Annotated in this window: 23 protein-coding genes; 3 read left to right on the top strand and 20 right to left on the bottom strand. The window is 47.6% G+C overall.

What is annotated here, in order from left to right; all coding sequences use genetic code 11:
- Nucleotides 1-10: 10 nt before the first annotated feature.
- Nucleotides 11-427 carry an HIT family protein gene (locus tag HNQ56_RS00435; protein WP_429141676.1) on the bottom strand — a complete coding sequence of 139 codons (417 nt, stop codon included), beginning with the start codon at nt 425-427 and terminating at the stop codon, nt 11-13.
- A gap of 149 nt (nt 428-576) precedes the next feature.
- Between HNQ56_RS00435 and HNQ56_RS00430 the strand changes: the two genes are divergently transcribed.
- The gene (locus HNQ56_RS00430) at nt 577-1,329 is read left to right on the top strand and encodes an ATP-binding protein (RefSeq protein WP_429141674.1); all 753 of its coding nucleotides are present in this window, start codon (nt 577-579) and stop codon (nt 1,327-1,329) included.
- A 12-nt stretch (nt 1,330-1,341) separates the two neighbouring features.
- Here the strand turns inward: HNQ56_RS00430 and HNQ56_RS00425 are convergent, their stop codons facing one another.
- The 5 genes from HNQ56_RS00425 to bglB all read right to left on the bottom strand — a co-directional run bounded on the left by HNQ56_RS00425 (nt 1,342) and on the right by bglB (nt 6,639).
- The gene (locus HNQ56_RS00425; RefSeq protein WP_429141672.1) at nt 1,342-2,343 is read right to left on the bottom strand and encodes an SCP2 sterol-binding domain-containing protein; all 1,002 of its coding nucleotides are present in this window, start codon (nt 2,341-2,343) and stop codon (nt 1,342-1,344) included.
- Between the two features lie 22 nt (nt 2,344-2,365).
- Nucleotides 2,366-3,475: a rhomboid family intramembrane serine protease gene (locus HNQ56_RS00420; protein ID WP_429141670.1), complete on the bottom strand. Its 1,110-nt coding sequence runs from the start codon at nt 3,473-3,475 to the stop codon at nt 2,366-2,368.
- A 60-nt stretch (nt 3,476-3,535) separates the two neighbouring features.
- Nucleotides 3,536-5,032: a glycerol kinase GlpK gene (gene glpK / locus HNQ56_RS00415; protein WP_429141668.1), complete on the bottom strand. Its 1,497-nt coding sequence runs from the start codon at nt 5,030-5,032 to the stop codon at nt 3,536-3,538.
- A 33-nt stretch (nt 5,033-5,065) separates the two neighbouring features.
- Nucleotides 5,066-5,314: a hypothetical protein gene (locus HNQ56_RS00410; RefSeq protein ID WP_429141666.1), complete on the bottom strand. Its 249-nt coding sequence runs from the start codon at nt 5,312-5,314 to the stop codon at nt 5,066-5,068.
- 203 nt (nt 5,315-5,517) lie between these two features.
- Nucleotides 5,518-6,639, bottom strand: a complete 1,122-nt coding sequence (bglB, locus tag HNQ56_RS00405) for a beta-galactosidase BglB (RefSeq protein ID WP_429141664.1) — start codon at nt 6,637-6,639, stop codon at nt 5,518-5,520.
- Between the two features lie 152 nt (nt 6,640-6,791).
- On the opposite strand from bglB, the gene HNQ56_RS00400 reads away from it, so the two are divergent.
- Entirely contained in the window at nt 6,792-7,802 is a 1,011-nt protein-coding gene (locus HNQ56_RS00400; RefSeq protein ID WP_429141662.1) for an AraC family transcriptional regulator, read from the top strand.
- Between the two features lie 2 nt (nt 7,803-7,804).
- On the opposite strand, the gene HNQ56_RS00395 is transcribed toward HNQ56_RS00400, so the two are convergent.
- Both HNQ56_RS00395 and HNQ56_RS00390 read right to left on the bottom strand, forming a co-directional pair.
- Nucleotides 7,805-9,493, bottom strand: a complete 1,689-nt coding sequence (locus HNQ56_RS00395; protein ID WP_429141660.1) for a hypothetical protein — start codon at nt 9,491-9,493, stop codon at nt 7,805-7,807.
- Between the two features lie 14 nt (nt 9,494-9,507).
- Nucleotides 9,508-11,169, bottom strand: a complete 1,662-nt coding sequence (locus tag HNQ56_RS00390; RefSeq protein ID WP_429141659.1) for a CehA/McbA family metallohydrolase — start codon at nt 11,167-11,169, stop codon at nt 9,508-9,510.
- Nucleotides 11,170-11,560: 391 nt separating this feature from the next.
- Here HNQ56_RS00390 and HNQ56_RS00385 point away from each other — a divergent pair, with 391 nt between their 5' ends.
- Complete coding sequence (locus HNQ56_RS00385) at nt 11,561-11,896, top strand: helix-turn-helix domain-containing protein (RefSeq protein ID WP_429141657.1); 336 nt, start codon at nt 11,561-11,563, stop codon at nt 11,894-11,896.
- Here HNQ56_RS00385 and HNQ56_RS00380 read toward each other — a convergent pair.
- The 12 genes from HNQ56_RS00380 to HNQ56_RS00325 all read right to left on the bottom strand — a co-directional run bounded on the left by HNQ56_RS00380 (nt 11,891) and on the right by HNQ56_RS00325 (nt 23,882).
- Nucleotides 11,891-13,261 (bottom strand): DUF6382 domain-containing protein, encoded by a 1,371-nt coding sequence (locus HNQ56_RS00380; RefSeq protein WP_429141655.1) that lies wholly within the window; start codon nt 13,259-13,261, stop codon nt 11,891-11,893. The genes HNQ56_RS00385 and HNQ56_RS00380 overlap by 6 nt on opposite strands.
- A gap of 2 nt (nt 13,262-13,263) precedes the next feature.
- Nucleotides 13,264-13,842: a hypothetical protein gene (locus tag HNQ56_RS00375; RefSeq protein ID WP_429141653.1), complete on the bottom strand. Its 579-nt coding sequence runs from the start codon at nt 13,840-13,842 to the stop codon at nt 13,264-13,266.
- Nucleotides 13,843-13,865: 23 nt separating this feature from the next.
- Nucleotides 13,866-14,306: an A24 family peptidase gene (locus HNQ56_RS00370; protein ID WP_429141652.1), complete on the bottom strand. Its 441-nt coding sequence runs from the start codon at nt 14,304-14,306 to the stop codon at nt 13,866-13,868.
- Nucleotides 14,307-14,371: 65 nt separating this feature from the next.
- Nucleotides 14,372-15,430: a hypothetical protein gene (locus tag HNQ56_RS00365; protein WP_429141650.1), complete on the bottom strand. Its 1,059-nt coding sequence runs from the start codon at nt 15,428-15,430 to the stop codon at nt 14,372-14,374.
- Nucleotides 15,431-15,541: 111 nt separating this feature from the next.
- Nucleotides 15,542-15,916 carry a DUF5702 domain-containing protein gene (locus HNQ56_RS00360; protein ID WP_429141648.1) on the bottom strand — a complete coding sequence of 125 codons (375 nt, stop codon included), beginning with the start codon at nt 15,914-15,916 and terminating at the stop codon, nt 15,542-15,544.
- Nucleotides 15,904-17,982, bottom strand: coding sequence for a DUF5702 domain-containing protein (locus tag HNQ56_RS00355; protein ID WP_429141647.1), 2,079 nt, complete (start codon nt 17,980-17,982; stop codon nt 15,904-15,906). The genes HNQ56_RS00360 and HNQ56_RS00355 overlap by 13 nt, the downstream gene beginning before the upstream one ends.
- Before the next feature lie 167 nt (nt 17,983-18,149).
- Complete coding sequence (locus HNQ56_RS00350; RefSeq protein WP_429141646.1) at nt 18,150-18,356, bottom strand: Flp1 family type IVb pilin; 207 nt, start codon at nt 18,354-18,356, stop codon at nt 18,150-18,152.
- Nucleotides 18,357-18,417: 61 nt separating this feature from the next.
- A complete protein-coding gene (locus HNQ56_RS00345) occupies nt 18,418-19,956 on the bottom strand; it encodes a hypothetical protein (RefSeq protein ID WP_429141644.1) in 1,539 nt (512 codons plus the stop codon).
- Between the two features lie 36 nt (nt 19,957-19,992).
- Complete coding sequence (locus tag HNQ56_RS00340; protein ID WP_429141642.1) at nt 19,993-20,733, bottom strand: type II secretion system F family protein; 741 nt, start codon at nt 20,731-20,733, stop codon at nt 19,993-19,995.
- Nucleotides 20,734-20,752: 19 nt separating this feature from the next.
- On the bottom strand, nt 20,753-21,967 hold the full coding sequence (locus HNQ56_RS00335) for a TadA family conjugal transfer-associated ATPase (RefSeq protein WP_429141641.1): 1,215 nt from the start codon (nt 21,965-21,967) through the stop codon (nt 20,753-20,755).
- Nucleotides 21,964-22,968: a P-loop NTPase family protein gene (locus tag HNQ56_RS00330; protein WP_429141639.1), complete on the bottom strand. Its 1,005-nt coding sequence runs from the start codon at nt 22,966-22,968 to the stop codon at nt 21,964-21,966. The genes HNQ56_RS00335 and HNQ56_RS00330 overlap by 4 nt, the downstream gene beginning before the upstream one ends.
- A 581-nt stretch (nt 22,969-23,549) precedes the next feature.
- Nucleotides 23,550-23,882: a hypothetical protein gene (locus HNQ56_RS00325; RefSeq protein WP_429141638.1), complete on the bottom strand. Its 333-nt coding sequence runs from the start codon at nt 23,880-23,882 to the stop codon at nt 23,550-23,552.
- Nucleotides 23,883-24,039: the final 157 nt, after the last annotated feature.

Below are 24,039 nucleotides of genomic sequence, written 5' to 3'. Positions count from 1 at the left end.
GCAATCTGGTCTACAATCTGCTGGCTATGGATGCTGCAAGAGCTACGGCTTCGCCGTCTTCATATTTCCCATGCTCCCATGTCATATTAACCGGATCCCCTTGATATCTGGGAATCAGATGTAAATGAAAATGAAACACCGTCTGTCCTGCCGCTTCTCCATTATTCTGAAGCAAATTCATACCCTCACAATTTAATTCAGCCTGAAGGGCATGTGCTATTTTCTTCGCTGCAGGCAATACCTTGGCAGCCATAGAATCCTCTATCTCAAAAAGGGTTGCACAGTGCTTCTTAGGCAAAAGAATCACATGTCCTTTGTTGGCAGGAGAAATATCCATAATCGCCTTAAAATCATCATCCTCATACACTGTTGCCGAAGGTATCTCCCCCGCAATAATCCTACAGAAAATACAATTATTATTTTCCATCTAAAAAACCTCCATTCTTCCGCCAATAATAACAATCCATTTTCAATAATATTTCAGCTTATTATTGCTATATTTTCCAATATTTGATATCATAATAGAGAACACACCGTTTTTGGTCGATTTATCTTAAGAATAAGGGGGACAAACACATGTTGCCTGAGCTGAATAACGACATCCTTGCCGACAAGATTAAGGAGAATCCCGAACTGGAGGTTATCATCCAATCCATTGCAGAATCCAACAAGAAGATCAACTCCATGCTTGTTCACGAGCTTCGCAATCCGCTGAGCCTGCTGAAGGGTACCATTCAATATATCGAGACAAAGCATCCGGAAACATCCGAATTCAAGTACTGGGACCAGATCCAGGAATTGATCGGCGATATGGAGCGCCTTATCCAGGATGCCTCCCTGATGAATAATACCACCCTGCTGAATAGGGAAAACATCAATCTCATCGCCCTCATGAACCAGATCCTTGACAGCTTTAAGCCCCAGGCCCTCAGCCGGGACATCGATCTGGCCCTGGAGGTGGCGCCGGGCAGCGAAGCATATTTCAACAGCTACCACTGTGACGGCAATAAGCTGAAGCAGGTATTTGTCAATATCATCAAAAATGCCTTTGAGGCTACCCGTTCCGGAGACTTTGTACATATCCGCCTTGCCTGCCTTTTTCAGAAAGAGAACAGGCCGGCAAAGCTCTCTATTTGCATCAGCAACAACGGACAGCCCATCCCTGCCGACGCCCTGGAAATCATATTCCAGCCCTTTGTCAGCTACAAAAAGGGAGGTACCGGTGTAGGTCTGGCTCTGGTGAAAAAGGTAATCGATCTGCATTACGGCTCTGTATCAGTCACTTCAGAGGAAGCACTGACCGCCTTTACCATCCTGCTTCCCCTGTAGAACCATGGCGGCCTACAGTATATTGAACTGAAATACCTGGTCAAAGGTCCGGAGGGTCTTAAAGTTCCCTTTTGCTGTCAGCTCTCCGGACATAAAGGCCCCCTGGAAGGTAACCCGGCCAAGCACCAGCTTATTCATAACCGCATGGGTGGTTTTGGCAATCACATCCGCATCTGATTTCTCTCCGTAATAGCATTTCATGCGCTTGCCGTTAATCTCCACCACCAGATTCTTATTGGTGTCGGATATCTGAATCCAATAAGAGGCTGTAAAATCCTCCAGAGGGTGAAAATTATCCTTCAGATTCTTGAGGAATTCCTGATTGCCTTCGCCGTCGCTGTTATTGACCAGCATATCCTTAAACAGCTGGGTCAGTTCCTCAATGTCCTCCTTCTGCTTCTTTACATAAGCATCATCGGAGACATAGACGGAAAGCTGCTCACTTTCCTGAGGCGTAAGGGCAATGGAGTTTCTTCGGAGAACATTCTGCATAATGACCGCATTGCTGGTGGGAAGATTTTTCTTCTTCTGATGAATGGTGCGGTAGAAGGCTTCCGCCGTTTTTTCTATAATCTCTGCATAATCCTTATTGGTCTCAAAATCCACATGATCCTCAACATAGGCGCCAAGACCGCTGACAGGATACCCTCCCAGCGTCTCCCAGGCTTTAATCATATAAAGCTGTGCATCCCTCTCGCCATAGGTGCTGGCCATGGCTACGGGAAGCATATACAGACGGCTCAGCTTATCCTTATCTGCATAGAGCCAGCAGGCATCCAAAAACTGCTGCATCAGGCCGCCGATCCCGAACCATTCCACGGTGGCCGCCAATATTACACCGTCCGCTTCCTTCAGCGTATTCGGAAGCATGGAAATTCCATTCTTCTCTTCATACAGATTATATCTGATCACCTTTACCCGGAGTTCCTCCAGCACCATGGTCAGTTTGCTTATTACATAGAGGGTCGGATCCTCAATCAATCCCCGTCCGCCATAATAAATATTAATCTTCATGCCAATAACCATGCCTTTCTCTTTATTCTAATGATTGCCCGGAGGCCGCAATCCGCCTGGGGCGCCGGTAGATTACCGCCGCAATTACCAGTCCCGCAAGAAAACCTCCGACATGGGCAGCCTGATCAATCCGGGAGTTCATAAGCCCCCCGTACAGGCTGAACACGGCAAAAAGCACCATCTGCCTGGTGCTGATATCCTCCAGTCTTCCGCGGTTAATGGCTGCAATAAACAGCATCGCTCCCACAATCCCGAAGATAGCACCGGAGGCTCCGACGGAGAATACACTTCCCTCGCCGGAAAGGATTCCGTTCTCTTTCCACATATTATAACCTATGGATGCAGCCCCTGCAAGAATTCCCGCGGCAAAATAGAGGAAAAGATATCTGACCCGGCCAACCACCTTCTCCAGCTTGTCTCCGACGAAAAAGAGCACCAGCATATTATTAAAGAGATGGCTGGGATCCGAATGCAGAAACATGGAGGTGACAATCCGGTAATACTCCTTTTCATAGATAACCTGGTACCAGGACAAAGCTCCCCCGGCAAATACACGGTTTCTTCCTCCCAGAATGGAGGTATATTGGGAGATCACAAAGATCAGGACATTGATAAGGATGACCCCTGAGTTGACCAGAGCAAAGTACCGTCGGCCGAACCCCGGCCTGCCGGCTTCTCTCCCTCCGGGCATCCCTTCTCCTGCCCCGGCTTTCTGCTGCCGGCCTGCGGCTTCCTCCGCCAGAAGCTCATCCAATTTTCTCTGCAGAGCGGAAAATTCATGGGATTGCGTCTCATAGAGAATCAGCCGGTCTGTCTCAAGATCAATGATCCAGTGATCATCCTCCCCGGACTTCACGCACAAAGGCCTTACTCTCGATGGGAAAGCGGTAAGAATCAGACTTAGCAGTCTTATATCGGGACGACCGGAGCTTCTGAAATTATTTTTAATCTGCTCCAGGATATGCTCATACTGTTCCTTTCCCAGCTCATTCCCGGTAACTGCCCGGATTACGGATATTACCGTAAGCTCCTTCTCCCCTGCATGATAATACAGATAAATTCCGGGAGCATTGGAATTCACTCTCCGATACCCCATATTCACTAAGGCCGTTTCCAATCGTTCCTCTATCATGAATTTCCTCCTTCCTGTCTTTTTTGTATCCCTGTCTATTGCGAAGGAACACCGCTCCTCTTAAATTCCGTCTTCCCAGGCAAAGGAACGGGTTACCGCCTTCTTCCATCCGGCGGTGAGCGCTTCCCTTCTCTCCTGGGCCATCTCCGGATAAAAGGTCTCCGCCAGAGTCCAATTTGCCTTGATCTCCTCCTGATCCTTCCAGAAGCCGACTGCAAGGCCCGCCAGATAAGCGGCTCCCAGTGCCGTCGTCTCGATGCACTCCGGCTTATGAACCACCGTGCCCAGGAGATCCGCCTGGAACTGCATCAGAAAACGGTTCGCGCAGGCTCCCCCGTCCACCTTCAGAGAACACAGCCTTACGTTAGAATCCCCTTCCATGGCCCGCAGGACATCCTGGGTCTGATAGGCGATAGCCTCCAGGGTGGCACGGATAATATGATCCTTGCCGCACCCCCGGGTAATGCCTACAATAGCTCCCCTGGCATACTGATCCCAATAGGGCGCTCCCAGTCCGGTAAAGGAGGGAACCACATACACTCCGTTGGTATCCGGCACCTGCAGGGCATATTTTTCACTCTCCGCAGCGGTGCGAATCAGCTGAAGCTCGTCCCGCAGCCATTGTATCGCCGCTCCTGCCACAAAGACGCTGCCTTCCAGGGCATAGTTCACCTCGGCATCCACAGAGGCTGCAATGGTGGTAATCAGTCCGTGCTTGGAAGCAATCGCTTCCTTTCCCGTATTCATCAGGAGAAAACAGCCGGTCCCGTAGGTGTTCTTCACCTCTCCCTTCCCAAAGCAACACTGGCCGAAGAGCGCGGCCTGCTGGTCTCCCGCGGCTCCCGCGATGGCAATGGCCTCCCCGAACAGGGCGCGGTCGGAATATCCGTAGACGCAGCTGGAGGGCTTCACCTCCGGCAGCATCTGAATTGGAATGTCCAGCTCCTCCAGAATCTTCTGGTCCCAGGTGAGCTTCTTAATATCAAAAAGCATGGTCCGGGAGGCATTGGTATAGTCCGTTACATAAGTCTTTCCTTTGGTCAGGTTCCAGATAATCCAGGTGTCAACCGTCCCGAACAAAAGCGCTCCGGCCTCTGCCTGTTCCCTTGCCCCCTCCACATGATCCAAAATCCATTTAATCTTGGTGCCGGAAAAGTACGCGTCGGGAATCAAGCCTGTCTTCTCCTTAATATATGGCTCAAGCCCTCTGGCTTTCAGCTCCTCCACCATATCCGAGGTTCTCCGGCACTGCCAGACAATGGCATTATAGATCGGCTGCCCCGTCTCCTTATTCCATACAATAGCGGTTTCCCTCTGGTTGGTAATGCCGATGGAGGCAATCTCCTCTGCTTCAATTCCCAGCTTTGCCATGGCTTCCGTTGCAACAGAAATCTGGGAGGACCAGATTTCCATCGGATCATGCTCCACCCAGCCGGGCTTCGGATAGATCTGCGTAAATTCCTTCTGCGCAACGCTTTTCATTTTCCCCTGCTTATCAAAAATAATACATCTTGAGCTTGTTGTCCCCTGATCCAGAGCCATTACATATTGCTTCATTCCATTAACCTCCGCCCTATACGATTAATCCTTTTACGCCAGTATTACCGATATTGCAGCAACCGCAAGAATAATTTCCAGGGGCAGCAAAACCCAGTAGACGACCTGCTCCCTAATCCTGCCCGTCCTTTTCGCCCAAAGTCCCAAAGCGGTATTGGCAATCAAAGCGGAGGCAAACAGAAAAAGCAGTACCCCCTTGACTATGCCGTTGCCTATAACGCCTGCGGCCACCAGAATGATTACTAACAGGGCCGCCTGAACAATATCATATCGTTTCTTCATGCAAACATCTCCTATCCTGCCGGAATATACTTTTCTTCTGAACATAAAATCATGCATAAAACAAGCGGCTTGCTGCTTGCCGTTTTTACTTATTGTACCCTTTTGTTCCAGCATTTACAAGACTTTTGTATACGATGAAGGAAGATCGCGAATAGGGGAGCCATTCACGATCTTCCTTTGTCTTGCAGCTTTCTGTAGTCCTGTTATTTTGCAGCAGCCTCTTTCCAACAGCCGTCTTCCTTCAGCTCCAGCAGGAAGAGGATTGCCAGCGCCTGTCCATAGGGCATGGGCCTTATCTCGATTTCTTTGTAGAATTGCTTTGACACTCTCCCCATCGCCGTTCCATAGGACACCTGATTTACAATGCCGTCCTCTGTGATATTGTTTATAATTGCCTTTAGGGATCGGTAGGAACACTCCTTGTAGGAATTCTCAATATAGCCCAGATGCGCCGCTCTGAGGATGCCATAGGAGAAGCCGCAGGTTGCGCTGGCCTCAAGATAAGAATCCGGATCATCGATGAGCGTATGCCACATTCCCGACGCGTCTTGATACTTTTTAAGAGAAGCCACCTGTAATTGCAGAAGCTCCGTCAGATATCTGCGCAGGCTCTCCTCACAGGGAATCATATTAAGAAATTCGGGTATGGCAATGGTTACCCAGCAGTTCCCCCGTCCCCACAGGGCTTCTGAAAAATTATGATTTCCGTTGAAGGTCCATCCATGGAACCACAGTCCGGTCTTCCGGTCCGCCAGATATTTGGCATGAAGTAAAAACTGGTATTTCGCCTCCTCTATGTACTCCTGCTTCTTAACCATCCGTCCGTAATTCGCCAGGAAAAGCACTGTCATCACCAGGGTGTCATCCCAGAGCTCCTGCTCATTCACCGTATCCGAGGTAATATGCTGAAAGCCTCCCTCCTTCGTCCTTGGAAGCTCTTCAAATACCCACTGTGCCCATTCCTTACACAGGGAAAGATAGGCAGGGTTGTTGGTATATTCAGCCAGATAGGATAATGCCAGCATGGGGGCGCAGGTATTGATATTCTTGGAGGGAAGACCAGTCTCAATACGGTCATTGTAGTATTTCGTCAATAAATCCAGGTACTGCTGCTCCCTTGTCCTCTCCAGCAGCTTCCATAAGCCGAACAGCCCGACTCCCTGGGTCCACTCCCAATACTGGTATCTGCTTATATCATCTCCTGCCAGATTATTGGCCTTCATATTTGACAGGAAGGTGCCGTCCTTCTCGTACAATACTTTTTGAAAACTCATGATCAGCCTTGCCAGCTTATCATTTATTATATCTTCCCTTTCCATTGGCATGAAATCTATTTCCTTTCAGCTTTTTCTTAATTTTATATGAACAATGTATGCCTTTTTGAGAACAAAATCTACTCTCTTTTTGCCTTTAGGCGGATTTGTATTGCATTATTTGCTTTTTTCATCTATAATAATTTATTAAAGGAGGACTTGCCATGCTGCTGGAGAATACGGTTCTTTATGAAAAACATCATCTGGTGGAGATCAATTCTCCTGAGGATAAGTTCTTTTATTTCTTTGACTATGACGAACGCTCCTATACCATTAATATGGAGTTTCAGCATTTTCACCGGTTTTATGAATTCTGTATTTTTTTAGATCAATCTGCCAACCATCTGATTGAGGGTGATATCTACGACCTGCAATTTGGAGATATTGTTGCCATCAAGCCCTCGATATTGCATAAAACCCAATACCCCCACGGCGCCCCGAAAAAACGGCTGATCATTAATTTCCTCTTTCCGGTGGATACGGATTATCTGAGCGGGGATCTCAAGAATCTGCTCACTATTTTTGACGGTTCCGTTCCCATCTACCGGTTTACGGGGATGTATCGGGACCAGATCTTTCAGATTCTGAATGAAATCTTCCGTTTAACCAAGCAACGGCAGGCAACGGAACACGCATCCTATACCGAACAGCGGCCGACAGCGGAGCGCCTGGCTGAGCCCCAGCCTGCTGCAAGCTACCCGAAATCAAATCACAGCAGTATCCATACCCTGTTAATTCATATGAAGTTCCTGGAATTCTTAACAAAGCTTTATTTATTCCGGGATCAGAATACCTATGTGGTCCATTCCTCGGTGGATAATCTGACCCATAAGGTTTATTCCATTACCTCTTACATCCATGAGCATTACATGGATGATCTGACACTGGAATTCCTGGCGAAGAAATTCTATATCAGCCGATACTATCTGTCCCATCAGTTTAAGAACATCACCGGCTTTACCCTGAATAATTATATTCAGATGACAAAGATTCGAAACACCCAGCAGCTTCTCCTTACAACGGACCGGAATATCACCGCCATAGCGGAGGAGTGCGGTTTCTCCAGCTTTTCTCAATTTAACCGCACCTTTAATAAATATTGCGGCATGTCACCTTCCAAATACCGCGCCAGCAAGGGCTCCATGGCTTCCTTCTCCTTTGTAAATACGGAATAGCGCTAGCTCTCTGCCCGCAGGGTGATGGTTCTGTTACAGGGCGTGTAGTCATTCAGATAAATCGTATATCCCGAGGCATTCTTTTCCTCTCCGGAATAATGCCCCTGGAATTCGTGTGTGCCAAAGCCCGGTCCAATCTGTATCCGATTCCCGTTATGGGTCAGCGTAAGACACCCATCCCGCAGAATCATGCTCTGGCCCTTTTCTCCCTGCAGATAAAAATGTTCATTTTCCAGAATACTGCCGGAGGGCACACAGATACAAAGCCGGAGGGGCAGCTGGTCCAGTCCGTCCGTCTTCAAATTCAATTGCAGTCCGTCCTCCAGTTCCGTTACCTTCACCCGGATCCCCAACTCACCATTATTCAATATCTCCCGCTGAGCATGATCCATCTTCCACCAGTCACTGGTACCTTCATAGTCCTTAAAGGGAAGGTAATACCAGCTCTTATCATTGGCCGTCAGGATATATTCTCCCTCTTCTCCCGCCTCCAGGGTCTTTGGTATAAAGCTGCGCACTGCGCAAAAGCTTTCTCCGATCTTAAGATAGATCATGGTATCCCCTGCCTTAAAAAACAAAAATGCACGGCTGTCCTTTAACAGGGTGTAGCCAAACCTCGGTGTCTTTACACGGAGCACGCCGGGATTGGGATAGAAGCAACGGTAGCTGTCCATAAAGCCATAGCCGGAGAAGCTGTAATGCTGCATCCCATCATGGAGCATAATAATATGCAGGCAATCCGGAGCATCGTCCCCCCGTTCCACGCAGTCCTTAATGATCTTATGGGCCGCCGCGTCAAATTCCGGGTTGAACTTCAGGCTGGTCAGATACAGATATTGATAAAAATAACGATCCATGTACTCTGTTCTTCCTTGATCCTGCCGGGTGGAGTTCTGGGTGAATATGGTGTCATCCGGGTCCACATAGGTGAGCATCATATGGAGATTGCGCTCCACATAGCCTAGATATTTCTCATCCCTGCTCTCCTCATACATTGCAATCATGGCATTGTTCACGACCGCATTATAGCCGCCGGTAGAGCGTTCCGCATACTGGCCGTCCTCATCCCCGTCGATTCCTTCCGCCAGATACTCCCCTGCTCTTGCCCGATAACGCTGTGCCGCTGCTTTTTTATCCGGGTTCTGTTCCGCCGCCGCATTGGGAGCCTGTAAGCCGGAGGCTTCTTCCAGAAGGCCCGCTCCCTGCATCAGGGCCGCGCAAATCGCCCAGCGGTGGTTCGGTGTATGAAACCCGCCGTTACAAATACCCTCTGCAGCCCGGCACAGAAGAGCATAATATTTGCTCTTTAATTCCTCTGTGTTCTCTGTATCGTATTTTTGCAGGAGGCGGTATGCGGCTATCAGTCTTTTGAAGCAGAAGGAGGTGTCCGGCGCTGATTTGAAGTTGCAGGTGGGAAAATCGAAGGTTCCGTCCTCCCGCTGCAGCCTGGCGACAAAGTCAAGCCCTCGGCTGACGGCCTCATAAAGCTCCGGACTTTGATAATACCGGCTGTTCCGGTTCAGATACACGGCCACCGCCGTGGTCAGCACATATACTGTCGGCTTTACATCTACAACGGGCATCTTCATTCCTCCGCAGTCCCTCCTGCCGGTATCTCTGACCTGATTCCTCCTAAAGGCATCCACCCTCTTTTCGGCGGCTTGAATCAGCTTTCCCATATATCTGTCCATTCTGCTTTCCCTCCTTATGATTTTGGGCTGTTTCTTTTCATAAAGATCGGATTTGTAACCGCCATATTCGTACAGTCATCCGAGGCTACAAAAAAGATCCAATCCGTTTCTTTGATATCAATCTCCGATAGTATCCGGCTGTAATCATAGCTGCTCTGCACCGCATCCTGGGCTTCCAGAGGAATTCTCATCACCCGGTTCCCGTTCCTGTGCAGCATTACCTGTTTTAAAGGACGGTTTGACACCAGCTTCAGCCGGATGCTGATCCGGTCTTCCTCCGTGCTGACCGTTTCTCCCGGATGCTTTCCGCCGATCTCAGGAATAAGCACCGGGCCGTTGGTCAGGAAGCTGTGACCCTTTTTAAGCGCGGTCAGCAGCTTCTCCTGGGTAACCTCTCCCGGAACATACGCGTAGGTTCTTACTCCTGCGCTGGTGAGATTATGATTGGCCCATTTCTTCAGAATGGGCAGCATCTCCTGCAATAACCGGCACAGGTAGGAAATCTCCTCTTCCATCTCTTCCGGAAGGGACAGACTGCCCTTGCATAGCTGCTCCATCAGCCAATCCATCCGGTCAAAATAGACATGATAGTCATTGGCATAAATATTATGGGTATCGCTTCCCGCCGTGGCCGGAATGTATCTTCCCTGCTCCAGCAGCTCCTTCCACAGGCGGAATGCCTTCTCATTGGTGGAGCCCTTGATCATGGGACTGGAGCCATTCCAGATCTCCATCGTCTCAAATATCCCTATTATATCATTATAGCGGGGGTTCCAGGAGATCGCCCTGCTCAAATCACAGGGATGGTTTATCTGCGGCAGCCCGCCCAGGTTCTTAATCTCTCCGGTAATCCGTATAAATTCATTTCTCAGGTAGTCATCGCTACGGTTCTCCTGTTCCGGAATGCGGTATATGATATCCTGCTCTACGCCCAGGGCCATTACATGACCGTTGGAGGTGGATATTTCCTTGGACAGAATCGGAGTGAATCCCTCCCTCTTACATGCCTTCCATTCTTCATGATTCAGGACATTATGATGGTCGCTCAGCGCTCCAAAGGAGGCTCCCATTGCGGCCATAGAGCAGCTGACCAGCTGCGGGGTCTCAACCACCGGATCGGTTCCGCCGTATGCCGGGCTGCTATAGATGCTGTGATGATGAAGATCACCTGCATACCAGCCTTCCTTTCTCAGGTTCCATATCAGCTTCAGTTCTTCCTCAATACGGGAAGTCCCGCCGGGAGTTACCTTCAGGCTGGCTGCGGATATTTCGTATTCCGATCCCCTGGAGATTTCAACAAAATAATTACCGGCGGGAAGCTCTGTCTCCAGCTTCCCCTGCCAATCCGTTATTTCCCGGAAGAAAGTAACCTTGTCCTCCTTATCCCGAGCTTCGCCTGCCAGTCTTCCTGCTTCCTCAGGGAAGAACTTTACCTGTGCCGGCACCCCCCTGCCGGTCTCATCCCTCACCGTCACCTGAACCAGGCCCGTGAGCTCCGCTCTCTGTCTGGGCGCATAATAAAGTTTCTGATGATAACACAGGGCCTCAAGCCATTGAAGAATATTCTGGAATTTGTCCAGATTCCAGCTCTGGTCCGCAGGGTTTCCCTCCAAATCCGGGTCGATCCCTTTTAGAATATCATATCCTGTTGATAAAAACTTCCTGTATTTAGACATACCAATCCCGCCCTTCCTACGATATAACAATTCTACCAAGCCCCGCTTGGAAAAACTATGCTTTAATTGCGTTTTTTAAAAATATATATTGTATTATTTGTGTTTTTATTGTTCGTCCTTTTTATTATGTTTTATAGCATATTTACTAAATGTGCACACATAAAATGGCCTCAGGCTTTATCTGCCTGAGACCATTTTACCTTAAATATTTTAATAGGGAATAATGTAGAACATCGTTTCGTTGATGATTTAATAAAATTATATACCAAAAAATCCTATTTGTCAACATTTAATTCTTTCAGTCAGTTATCCGTATGGATTAACTTGTATAAAATAGATATATTGCAGGAACTTGAAACACAACTATATGAATTAAGAGGATTGATTGGTCATGGTAGAAACGGATTATATTAAGATTGGCATCAAAATAAAACAGGCCAGAATAAAACATCAGCTGACGCAGGAACAGCTTTCAGAAAAATGTGATATCTCCACTTCCTACCTGGGTCACATTGAACGGGGAACAAGAAAGCTTTCCGTGGACACCCTGGTATCTCTTTGCTCCGCACTGGAGCTCAGCACGGATTATGTTCTTCTGGATGTACTCCCTTCCAATGACTCGGTTATTATCGGCCTGTTAGAACATGCCAAACAAAATAAAGCGAAAAGCTATGAACGGTACCTCAGAGTAATCAAGGCCCTGTCCGAGGTAATGGATAAGCTATAAGGCGCTGATACAGCTGAACTCAAAATTAATATCAGCTAACGCTACCCTGTCTCCGTGCTTTACCTCCCGCTTTTCATAAGAAGCCAGCTTGGCTCCGTTCACATAGGTTCCATTGGTGGAGTTCAAATCCGTAATGAAATAGTTATCCTTCTCCTTCGTAATTTTCGCATGATATCGACTGACTGCACTCTTTTCAAGGCAGTAATCCACATTTCTGCGCAATTTACCAATGAAGAAGGGGAATTCTTCGAGGGAAATCGAGGGGTAAAGGGTCTCATCCGAGGATTTCAGACAGATGGAGATCTCACAGATGTGAGGATTGATTTCTTCATTTAAGATGCAAGTGGGGTTATATTCCTCCTCTTCCTCCTTAGCTCTCTGCTCCTGTTCCTCCCCGCGAAGCGTGGTCTGCCATATACTCCGCTCTCTGCTGGTAAGCCGGTCGGGCGGCAGCTCTTTTACATCCTCCTGCCGGGGATCGATATATTCCCTCGTAGAAATTATTTCAGCCAGCCTGTGATTACTGTTCCATATGATTTTCATAAGATAGGCTTCTATGCACAGAAGAATTAAGACGAGGCCCAACAGCTTTCCGTATTCGATTCTTCTTCCGTAAGAATTATACAGAAGTCCGGATGTAAACCCCAGAACTAAAATAACAATTCCGGTAACAGCACAGACTCCTGTAAGCAGATAAGTTGCCACCGGATATCGGCAGATCTCTTTTTCTTCCTCTATTCTCTCCATTACAACAGGGATATTCCTATTCTCCTGCTCATGCTCCATGGGCACGGGCGCCTCCTGCTTTTTCTGCACAGCTTCTTTCGCCTCCCCATCGTGAAGCATGGCTGCAATATGGCCCAGAGTAAACCCCTCCTCCCGGCTGGCGCCATAAAGCTGGTACACCAGCATGACAGCCTTCTGGTCCCCATAGTTCACCTTATTCATCAGGTATTCTAAAAGAATACTGATCTGCTTCCTGCTGTCCCTCCGGTAACCCGAAAGAAAACACAGGGACGGCATATTCGTCACGATATCCAGATAGATATATTCCGGTGTCAGAATAAAATCATCCTCCGGAAGCAGATGCTCATACGCCTCCTCCAAAGCTGCCAGAATATGCTCTATAAGCAGCCTTAGCTGATTATAAGATAATTTCTGTTTCTCAAGAAGATGGTTCATGGACTGCTTTCCGGTAATCTCATAGTAAAACAAGGTCTGATTATCCATGGAATGCTGCTGCAATAAAAGGATTGCGCCGGAGATAGGCTCCTCCAGCATCCGAATACAATAGGGCTCAGCAAAATTCTCCTCTGGTTTCCATATAACCATATAATTATGCTTCAAATCCCTTTTATACTCCACTCTCACTTCCTTCCCCCCTTTAAAAAAGTCTCCAGCCTGCTCTTTAACTGATCCACCCCTTTAACCTGTGATCCTGTATCCAGAATGACCTCACATAGCCTGAGCGTTTCCGCCGGGTCATGAACCGGATAATCCCCGGCTATCACCGTATCGGAGCTCCGGGCAAAGAGAGAAGATACCCAGGGCAGGGATATAGGGGCTTTCGCCTCTGCCTTAATGCAAACCTTTTTCCTGTCCGCGTCCGCCTCTATTTCAGCTATTCTTAGCAGGAACAGCCCCTTTTGCAGCTCCCGGCTTAAATATATCAGGAGTTTCTCCTCCCCAATAGAAGGATCTCCCTGTAGATCCAGGATCACTCCTTCGTCTCGGATCTTCTCATAATCTATTTCGCCCGAAGCAATATCCGTCTGATGCTTATATGATATTCCAGCCTGATGCAGCGTCCTATCCACCACCCCCTGGATACGGCATATATCATGAAGCTGCAGCGTAAGGCAGATCAGGGCAAAGACCGTGAGAAGAACGACCGGCATTACAAAAGCAGCTTCAACCGTTATGCTTGCATCATACTCGCCCTTCATTGATTTATTCCATGCCCCCTGCCTCATGCCGAAAAATTCAAGATTACATATCCGATAAACAGAAAGGGCACAAACGGAATGCTCATTTTACGGTTTGCCCATCGCAGAGCGAGCAGGAAAATCGAGATTACCGCTGCCAGGAACAGGGACGCTCCGAACAATTCAAGATTTCCCCAAAAGCCAAGTATTACCCCGGTAATACAGAGCAGCGCCCCATCCCCGGCACCAATTTTACCCGCTGTAATGATACTGAGCACAATTACACAAAGTCCAATGATAAGGCCCCCGATCCGGTCAAGCACCGGCAGGCCGGTACAGAACGGAAGGCATAGAATAGTAATCACTCCCCCCATCCCAATGGTCCACAGATATATTTTCTTTTTCAATATGTCCTGTATCGCACAGGAAAACAACAGGACACCAAGAAGCAGCTTTATGCCATACTCTGCCATAATCATCTCCATTCTGCCGAAACACCCTCCTTGTGTGCTTCCGGCTCTAATCTACATTTTTCAGTAACCATTTCCGGTTATTTCCCTTCCCCGGATGCTCCGCAGCGTTTACAAGCCGGACGGCTGCCTGCCTCTGACCGGGGAATCGCTTTTACCGTACGCTTGATCCCGGAGCAATCCCTCCTGGTATGGTATCTGGTTCCATCCGAGGTTATGTAATAGACTGCATAGGGAGAATGCTCCCCCTCACAGCAGCTCTCACAGGGATAATATTTTCCGCCGGAACTGTTTCTCTGTGCCGCCGGTATGCCGGAAACCATGGATACAGAGAGACGGATATGGGAGCAGGCCGCATCCACATGATATACGCTCCCATTTTCCGTAATATATACTGTCTCTTCCTCCCCGGCTTCCTCCTGCAGTTCATAGGCTGCCGCCACCCGATGCCCCGTCCAGGCCCTTACCCTGATCCGCTGCATCATCGGCAGCTCTCCTATTGTAATCAGCCTGACCGGTATCGCCACACGATAATGTACTATAATATCTATGGTGTCTTCTTCCTGCAAAATCTCAGATGCCGAGAAGCTTATTCCCTCAAAGCCCTTTCGGATACAGGAACGGTTGATCCGGTCAACATCCAGATACTTTTTCCCATACTGCTTCAGGATGGTCCGGTCAACCATTGATTTGGCAAAATCCCCAAGACCGGCCTCCATTTCCGTATCAAATATTGTTCCGTCAAAATTCAGCGCCTCCTCCAGTCCTGCAAAATCCTCATACACATAGGCTGTTTTCGCCATATTTAATCCCATCTTTGTTAGGGCTGCCTGAATAAATTCCTGTACTGTTATAATTTGAATCAGATATAACAGGGACAGAATAGCAAAGAGAAATACCGGCAGCACCAAGGCCGCTTCCACTGTCAGAGATGCCTTAACTTCACGCTTTTCTTTTATATCCTTATAATTGCTTCCATACCTCATATTTCCTTGATCACCAATTCCTTTGCATGCACCGCAGCCGCCGGTACCGGCAGCCCGGTCTATTCCCGGGCTCATTCCTGCTGCCGGAAATCGCAATCCGGGCTTCGTGTATTCTATAATGGACTGGGATGTCCGTTCTTTCTTGTTTGGCAAATGATTTCCTGGAGAGAGATTTATTATTTTTTGTTTTATTTTTAGGGGGTTGATTATAATGCCCTGAGGCATGAAAAGAAGAACGGACATCCCAGTCCATCATAGAAAAGATTAATAGCTGCAGCTTGCTTTTTCGAAGAAAGTACAACCTGTTATCTCTTTATTAAGATATCGTGAAACCATGGGAAGAGCGAGGAAACGGGACGCGATACTATATTGGGCCTCCGCTTCCAGGCCAAACAGACAATCCCGCATATGGAAGCTTTCTTCATAACGTAGATTTAGATTTTCCTGAATTAGATCCATAGACCGATAGATTATCTCTTCCCCTCCTTTTAGCATTAAAAATCCTCTCAGATAATCCTCATAGGATAGGGATAATCGTCCTGTTTCCGTGTAGGCTGCCGCCTTTGTCTTTAGAAAGCTGTGACTGATCAAGAAAATTTCCGGCAATTTCAGGGTCAGCCTCTCCTTTAATACGGGCACTTCCTTCCCCTGGAGCAGAGCAGAGCAGAGACATCCGCCAGTGCCTCCGCAAAGGACCATACCAGCAATAGGATTGCCTGAGTAATATGAATCAGCATGGGCATTCCCGTAAAACCTATAATTGCCGTCGCGGCCAGCTTTGCCTCATCGCAGCCGGCCCGGTCTCCAAGTAAGGTGACAAAATCCAGTATCATGCGAAAAAAAATGATTTTGAGAAGAACCGCCGTTAAATTCTCACGGTCGGACTGCTCTCCAATTAAAAGGTATTCCATCTCATAATTTAAAGCAGAAGGTTTTTCTGTATGCCGGAGATTCTGCTCCGGCCGGTAACAGGTAAAATGCTCCCTCAAATATTCCCGGAACAGCAGATGCTTTGCCAATCCGTCCAAGCTTTTGCCTATCAATCCCTCTGTTCTGGCCTCATTTCCGAAGCCGTCAAAAAGCCCCTCCATTTCTTTTCCCAAGGCCCCTTCTATTGCTGCCCTAAAAAACCCGTTAATCATGGCTTCAAAATCCTGATTCTCTGTCTGTAACGCAGCTTCCGCGGAAGGCAGCTGCAATCCGGTCAATTTCTTCTCCGAGATTTTATCCGCTTCGATCACAAGGCCTGTGATCCCATTCTTAATTTGCCCGAAGACCTGTTCCGCGGGATTTTCCCTGCCGGACTGATCCAGAGTCAGGGTACTGTAGTCCAGACACAGGCTTTTAATATCATAATCCTTCAGACCGTCCAGCAGGATGTCTGCCTCGTAAATTGCCCCGGAATAATCCTCCCGTGTCAGGCACCCCAGCATTTGATCGGCAGTATCCCTTGCCTGGGTAAGGCAATCGTAATTCTTCTCCAGGACTGGACTCATTTCTGAAATTCCTTTCCGCCCTTCCTGCTGAGATATGTAGTGCCGCATTTCTTCCAGGCTTTTCTGAAGACTCTCATAGAATGCCGTATCAAGACTGCTTCCCTCTGCCGCAAGGCGCTCTTCAAAGGATCTCATCAGCGCGGAGCCCCGCTCTATGACGGGTTGAATGCCGTTTATCTCCTCCTGTCCTTCCCTGATAATGGGGTGAATGGACCCGGCAAGGCGTTTTATATTATTAAGCTTGTCCTTTACAGAGGATATTCGTTCCTGTTTCTCTTGTCTTAGCTCTCCCTCCCTGCCATACAGACGGCTGAGCTGCTCTTCTATGGCAGTTACTCTGTCCTGAAGATGCTGCGGGTTGTTCTGATCCGGCACATCCATCTCCTCCGGATCAGTCTCTTTGCCTTTCTTCTCTAAACCGTCCTCGGTACCGCCGTCTTCCTCCTCCTTCTCCAAGGTTTTTTGTACGGCCAGCTGTGCCTTGGCCTCCTCCAGGGCTTCTGAAGCTCCATCGATCTCATCGCTGATATGGATCATTTCCTCTTGATTTGAAATAAGCTCAGCTAATTCCTGCCTGATCTGTCCGCCGATGTCCGGAGCGCTCACATAGCGTTCCTTTACTGCTTCAAACACGGCATGGTGGTTAATGGCTGCACTTGCCATGGACACGGTCTCCGGACAGAGCATTTTTACAAAGCTTTCCTCTGTCTGCAGCCTGCCGTTTCGATCCAGTTTGATTCCTGTTTTTGACGTCTTAACCCCATCCAGAAGCTTCATCAGTTTGAGAATGCTTTTATCAGCCTTTGCCAGCTCCTGTTCCGCAGCCAGTTTTTCTTTATAGATGGCGCTGACCTTCTTTGGTGTCTCAAGCAAGGACAGCTTGTCCAGAAGCAGGGCAATGCCGTCCGCTACCTCCTTATACTTCATGTATTCAACTGCTTCCTTTAGAAAAAGCCCGCCTTGATAATCCATTAGTCCGGTCAGAGTTCCTACGGACAGGGAGTCGATGCTGATGCCGTAGAGTTCCGGCCCTTTTTCTCCTTCTTTCTTTAATCCCAGGTTTGGATCAAGGGTATAGGACATGTATTCCTTTAATTTCTCTACAATCCTCTCCTCCTTGCCGCTGCCATCTGCCGCACCGCAATGATATCCAAAAATATGATATTCTTCCCACAGCGGCCGGTAGTATTCTGCACAAATCGAATCCATTGCCGTGGTCATGGCCCGGCTGGTAAAAACTTTAGCCGTACTGACTCGCGCACCTTCGATGATTGTGAGAACAAAAGAGAGGATAAGAATTAAAATCAGCGCAAGATATACTGTAATGGAACCCTTTAAAAGATCTTTTTGTTTTCTGATTCTTAACCCTCCCTTACTTAGTCAATCACAACTTTTTCAGATATCCCAGCCGTATCTGCCTTGATTGATTCAAAGGCCGCTGCGATGATATCTCCGATTTGCTGCCGGAAGATCAATACCAGCCCGATTATGATGACCAATATCAGAATAATCTCAATTACTCCGATGCCGTCCAGCTGTATTTTTGCTATATTGGAACCCATCTTCTTAATTTTATGCTTCATCCTTATTCTTTTACCCTGATATACGGGTAACTCTCCTTATTTTAATTTATTGAGGCAGCCTTTAGATTTGAAAAGATAAAAATGCCGGAACCAGTATTATAATAAATACCAGAATTAACATTAGCATCATAGGAGCCAGAAGCTTCGTCCCTGCCTCCTCTCCCAGCCTTTTGGCCGTCTCCTTTCTCTCTCCAAAGGCTTCCAGGGCTTCTTGCCGAAGCTGTTCGGTAAACCCCTTATTTCCTTTTTTCAAATTCTGGGATACCAGAGAACTGAATTTGATATAGGGAAGCAGGCCAATTCTTCTTCCATATTGTTCATAGGCTGTTCCCTCTGAAATTCCCAGCTTAAGCTCATGAGCAGTAACCAGCATTTCCTCATAGGCATAGCGCTTCTTTGTCCCCCGATTGCAGCCTTTGCCGGAATAATCCTGCGAGATCTTATACCATGCCTGCCTCGCTGTCATCCCAGCGTTCACCAGCAAGGTGAATTTATTAATAATCTCCGGATAATCCATCAGCAGCTGCTCCCGGCGGCGTTTCATCTGTTCCTGCAGCTCCCGGTCTCCCGCAATCCAGGCCGCAGCCGCAAGAAGAAGCCCCAGAAAGAACACGGTCATCCCGGTATTGTCCTTCTCTTCACTCCAACGCAGGTCATAGGGATCCATTCGGTCCGGCAGCTTAAGCTCATGTTCTTCTGCTGTCCTCTCCTCTGCCTGGACTATCTCCTGCACCAGCTTCTTGTCCACTTCTTCCTCTTCACTGACTTGCTTCGGCATGATTTCAAAGGACACGGTAAAGCTGGTTCTCCTCTCTCCATAAATTAATATTACCGTGACTCCCGTATGGATGCTCTGTTGCAGTTCTCCGTTGTTTACCGTACCGTCGCTTTGAATCAACCGGATATTCTCCGGCTCCCATTTTACCTTGATCCCGGTACCCGGAATTTGCTCACAAAAATAAAGGTTCTCATACACGGCTTCTGAGCTGCTGTTTTTTCCAACAACCTTTTTTCTGAGATATGCTTCCGCCTCCCGAAAATGCTTCTCCAGCTCCTCCTCCGTATATCTGCGCTCCGGAATTCGAAGGGTAAGACTGCGGGAGCTTATTGGATTGCTTTCCTCTCCCGGCTCCTCCTTCGCCCCCTCCTTGTTCCTTTCTTCTGTAAAGTCTACCGTAAGTTCCACTTCCCTGGTTCCCTGTCCCTGCTCCGGTCGAAGCAGATATCCGCCTTCCCTGAGATACCTCCCGTCCTTTGCACTAATCTGCCCAAGAATGGACAGGATACAAAAAGCCGGAAGAATAATCAGCATCATTGCCACCTTCCCGCACCAATACAGTCTCTGTAGCTGTTCCGGCTTTGAAGTGACCTTCAAGGCCCGGATGGAGTTATGAATTTCCTCCTTTTTCTGTAGTCTCCGGTCAAGACCCGTTGAGGATAAGATGAAATCCGCCAGGGGATACAGCGCGTACAGCTTATGCTCCTTCTTATCCGCCTGCTGAAGCCATTCCCTGGGTCTTCGCAGGGAATATACATAAAAGATTGCCAGTAAGATCAGAATTATTATATTGATGATAATCAATCTCTTTGCTCCTCTCATAAACTCTTAATGAATCATTTTCTCTGTCCGGCATTTCTACACCTCAATGGCGGTAATTTTATCAATAACCAGATATGCTCCAAGATACCCTGCAAGAACGCCTGTCATAAGAATGATTCCTAATACATTATGATACAGGGGATCCAGAAAGCCGGGAGACCCTACCGACAGGTAGATGAGAATTAACAGGGGGATTCCCTTCATGATATTCGCTTCCAGGCGTTTTGCCGTAATCAGGGTAATAATCTCCCGTTTTACCTCGATTTTATCACTGATGATATCCCCGGTCAGCTTGATGATATGAAGAAGATCCCCTCCGGTGCGCTTTGCCGTGCCAAAAACCTCGGCAAAGCTTTGGATATCCTCCACACCGCTTCTGGCTGCAAAATCCTCCAGAGCTTTTTCCACTGTCGTGTTTGTACGAATCTGATTTGTCATGTACTTAAACTCCTGTATGATCATGGCATCCCCGGGGTAGATAAGAGTCAAATCCTTGCCCGCCTCCTCCAATGCGTTTTCCGAGGAATATCCCGCCTCCAAAGCGGCTGCCAGCGCCAGGATTCCATCACGGAATTCCAGATTAAGCTTCCATTTTCGCTCCTCTCTTAAACGTTTTTGCGTTTTCTTGAGATAAAAGCAAACCAGAGGAAGCAACAGAAGAATGCCGGGGATGCTTCTGTAAAACAGATATCCAATAAAGACTGCTCCGCAGCATCCCTGCAAAAGATATCTTCCTTTTTCTCTGATATTGAATATGTAGCTGTTATAATCCTTCATATATACCCCTGTCTTTCTTTCAAACTTCTCCTATGCCGGCTCTCTTTCGCTTGTCAAGAGAGCTTAATTCATTTTTTTGTACCAGGCCTCCTGTTACCCTTCCCTTGACCTCTCCGGTTTCTATAAATTCGTAGATGGGATTCAGCAGGATCTCACCGTTCGGGCATCCTAAGACCTCCGTAATCTCCAGCAATCTCCGGGAGCGGTCTCGCAGCCTTCCCAGGTGAACAATAATATCAATCGCTGAAGCGATCTGCTTGCGAACTGCCAGCAGGGGAATCTCTGTGCCCATCAGCACCAGGGTTTCCAGCCGGCTCAGCATATCTGCCGGCGAGTTGGCGTGTCCCGTGGACAGGGAGCCGTCATGTCCCGTGTTCAAAGCCTGAAGCATATCAATTGCCGCCGTATCCCGCACCTCTCCCACAATAATTCTGTCCGGCCTCATTCGAAGGCTGGCCTTGATTAAGTCCCTGATGGTAATCTCGTTGGTGCCCTCGGTATTGGAATTGCGCACTTCCAGTCTGACCAGATTAGGGATATGACGTATCTGGAGCTCGGCGGAATCCTCGATTGTTATGATGCGTTCTGTTGGGGGAATGTAATTGGACAGGATATTAAGAAATGTGGTCTTACCGGAACCGGTACCACCGCTGATAAAGATATTATAACCGGCAATGACAAGCTGCTTTAAGAAATCGGCTGCCTCTGCGGTAATGGCTTCCAGCTGGATCAAGCGCTCCATGGTGATGGGCTGGCTCGGAAATTTTCTAATGGTAATAATGGGGCCTTCTAATGCCACCGGCGGCAGAACCACATTGACACGGGACCCGTCGGCCAGCCGGGCATCTACAATGGGGGATGCTTCATTAATCATCCGGTTTGAATGGGATACCATCTGCTGCACTACATCTTCCAGCTTTCGCACCGATTCAAACTGACGGCTGCTGAGATGAATTCTCCCGTCAATTTCAATAAAGATGTGATCCGGGCCATTGACCATGATTTCAGTGATTGCCGGATCCTCAATCAGTTCCTGAAGGATATCCAGTCTGCGGATTGAGTTAAAGATGTCCTTCCGCAATCTCTGCTTCTCCTGGATGCTGATGTATTCCTCCTTGCTGTGGTCAATAAGAGTGCGGTCAATGGTCTCCAGTAATTCCTCATCGCCCACTTCCCGATGCAGATCGATGGATTCGATGACTTGCTGGCGAAGTCCTTCCCTTGTGTGCCTCATCGGTGTCCTCCGCCTGGCCCAAGCTGTTCTGCCGCCTGCTGCCAGGCGGAGCAGCCGCTCAGCTCCTGCAGGCTGCGATACTGTGTTTCTTCGTAATCCGACTTCCTGTAATCCGGCGGCCGGAGAACATATCGGAAGCTGTCCTGACACGGATCGGTACCGATACACTCCAACTGCCTTCCCCATTCATGGAGACGGCCAGACTCACCGGGACCTGCCGCACTGACATCATTTAAAATATAGCTCCGGTCACTCAGCTTTATAAGCTCAATACCGCTCTCATGATAATAGCCAAGATAAAATATCACCGCCTGATATTCCATACTTTTTCGCAGCCCCTCCATCCATCTTTGAATATCATCTCTGCTCAGAGATTGCAGGTCAAATCCGTGGGAAGCCTCTGTCAGATAGAATATCCCTCCTCCATAATTAAGAAGCTCTTTCATTTTCAGCATATAATTTGGATTTCCTTTCAAATAGTAAATAAATTCGCTCAGCCCCTCCCTTCTCCGTTCCAGAAAAGAAAAATTTACAACGGGCAGCAGCTCCAGCGGGAAAAACAGCACCTTCTTCTGTCTGGAAAGCTGAAAGGCCATGGACCAGGCAAATAACTTGTCCCAAGCGGATGCTTCCGGTGAAAACACCGTATAAATTATTGCGGAACGCTCCCCTTCTTCCCCCGGAGCGCTCTCCTGCCTTTGAAAATATCCTCCCAGAAGCTGATTCATAATACCCTGAACGGATTGATATTTATAGATACCCTCCTCCCTGCTTTCTGTCAAACGGCAGCAATACTTTACCTTTTCCTGCAGGCCCTCACTAAGGGCCTCCTGCGAACCAAGAAGCAAAATCTCAATTCGGTTGGACAGCAGATACTCCTCCAGCTTCTCCTTCTTTGTGAACACCCTAAGATCATGACCAAACTCTTTTTTATGATTGAAATATTCCAGGAATCTGCCTGCATAGACGGAATCCGAATCAAAGAGCGCAATCTTTATCAAGGCATCTATCGCCACCTTTCCTGCTTTGTTTTGTATAAAAGGAGCCCTATGTATTGTGGGAAATAATAAGAATTTAACTTCTGAAATTACTGAAACTGCTTTGATAATATAAGTTATAAGAATGACTATATCCAAATCGTGCACCACGATTACAGGAACACGCATTTTGTTCCTGTAATATAAGTTATCAGAAGTGGTTTTATACTTCTGATAAAAGGCGCTGCTTTTGCGCCGCCCATCCCGATTACAGGAATACGCATTTTGTTCCTGTAATATAAGTTATCAGAAGTGGTTTTATACTTCTGATAAAAGGCGCTGCTTTTGCGCCGCCCATCCCGATTACAGGAACACGCATTTTATTCCTGTAATATAAGATTTGTCTTGTAAGGGTCTGACTGTTCTCACAGCCCCATATTACAATATGTGGCATTTCCTGTCAACCTTAAAGCCTGATATCGAAATATTTTTGTAATAATCATACAAATTTTTCAATATAATCTGCTTTTTTTCACAATCCGCCTCTTATTCTCTTTGAAGTTCTCTTTACTATTCCTATGCGCTTAATGCTCCTGCGCGCTTTCCTATTCACATACGCTTTCCCATTTACATGCACCCGTCTGCAGAACTGCCGCAATTGCGGCCCAGAGAGAGGAGTCCGCCAGTTTATAGAGCGAAAAGGCGGAAAATAACATAAACGGAATGGAGAAATTAGCGATTAACGCGCCAAAACGTAAGCGAGAAACAGAACCCGTGAGCATCAGTACGGCCATTTTCTTGTTTTTAATCCCTGTATCTTGAAAAAAGTCTTTATATTTTTCTTCCTCCACATCAAAGCCAACCAAAAAAACATCTCCAATCAGCCAGCATATTCCGCTGATAAGTCCTGCTATAAGTGATATGAGTACCCAATCCATGACACATCCTCCTCCTATTATATTTCCAGATAAATTACTAACCTGTTATTGCCTGATACAATCCCTCTGATTTTATTATCACAGAAAAAAACTCTGCATGAAACACAGAGTTAGATTGTGCTAACTATAAGTTTATCATATCTTTCTGAAAAATCAA

This window comes from Anaerotaenia torta (genome assembly GCF_050433395.1).
Taxonomy (GTDB): Bacteria; Bacillota; Clostridia; order Lachnospirales; family Lachnospiraceae; genus Mobilitalea; species Mobilitalea torta.
The sequence above is the reverse complement of the archived record's forward strand: the minus strand, read 5'-3'. Positions and strand labels throughout refer to the sequence as shown.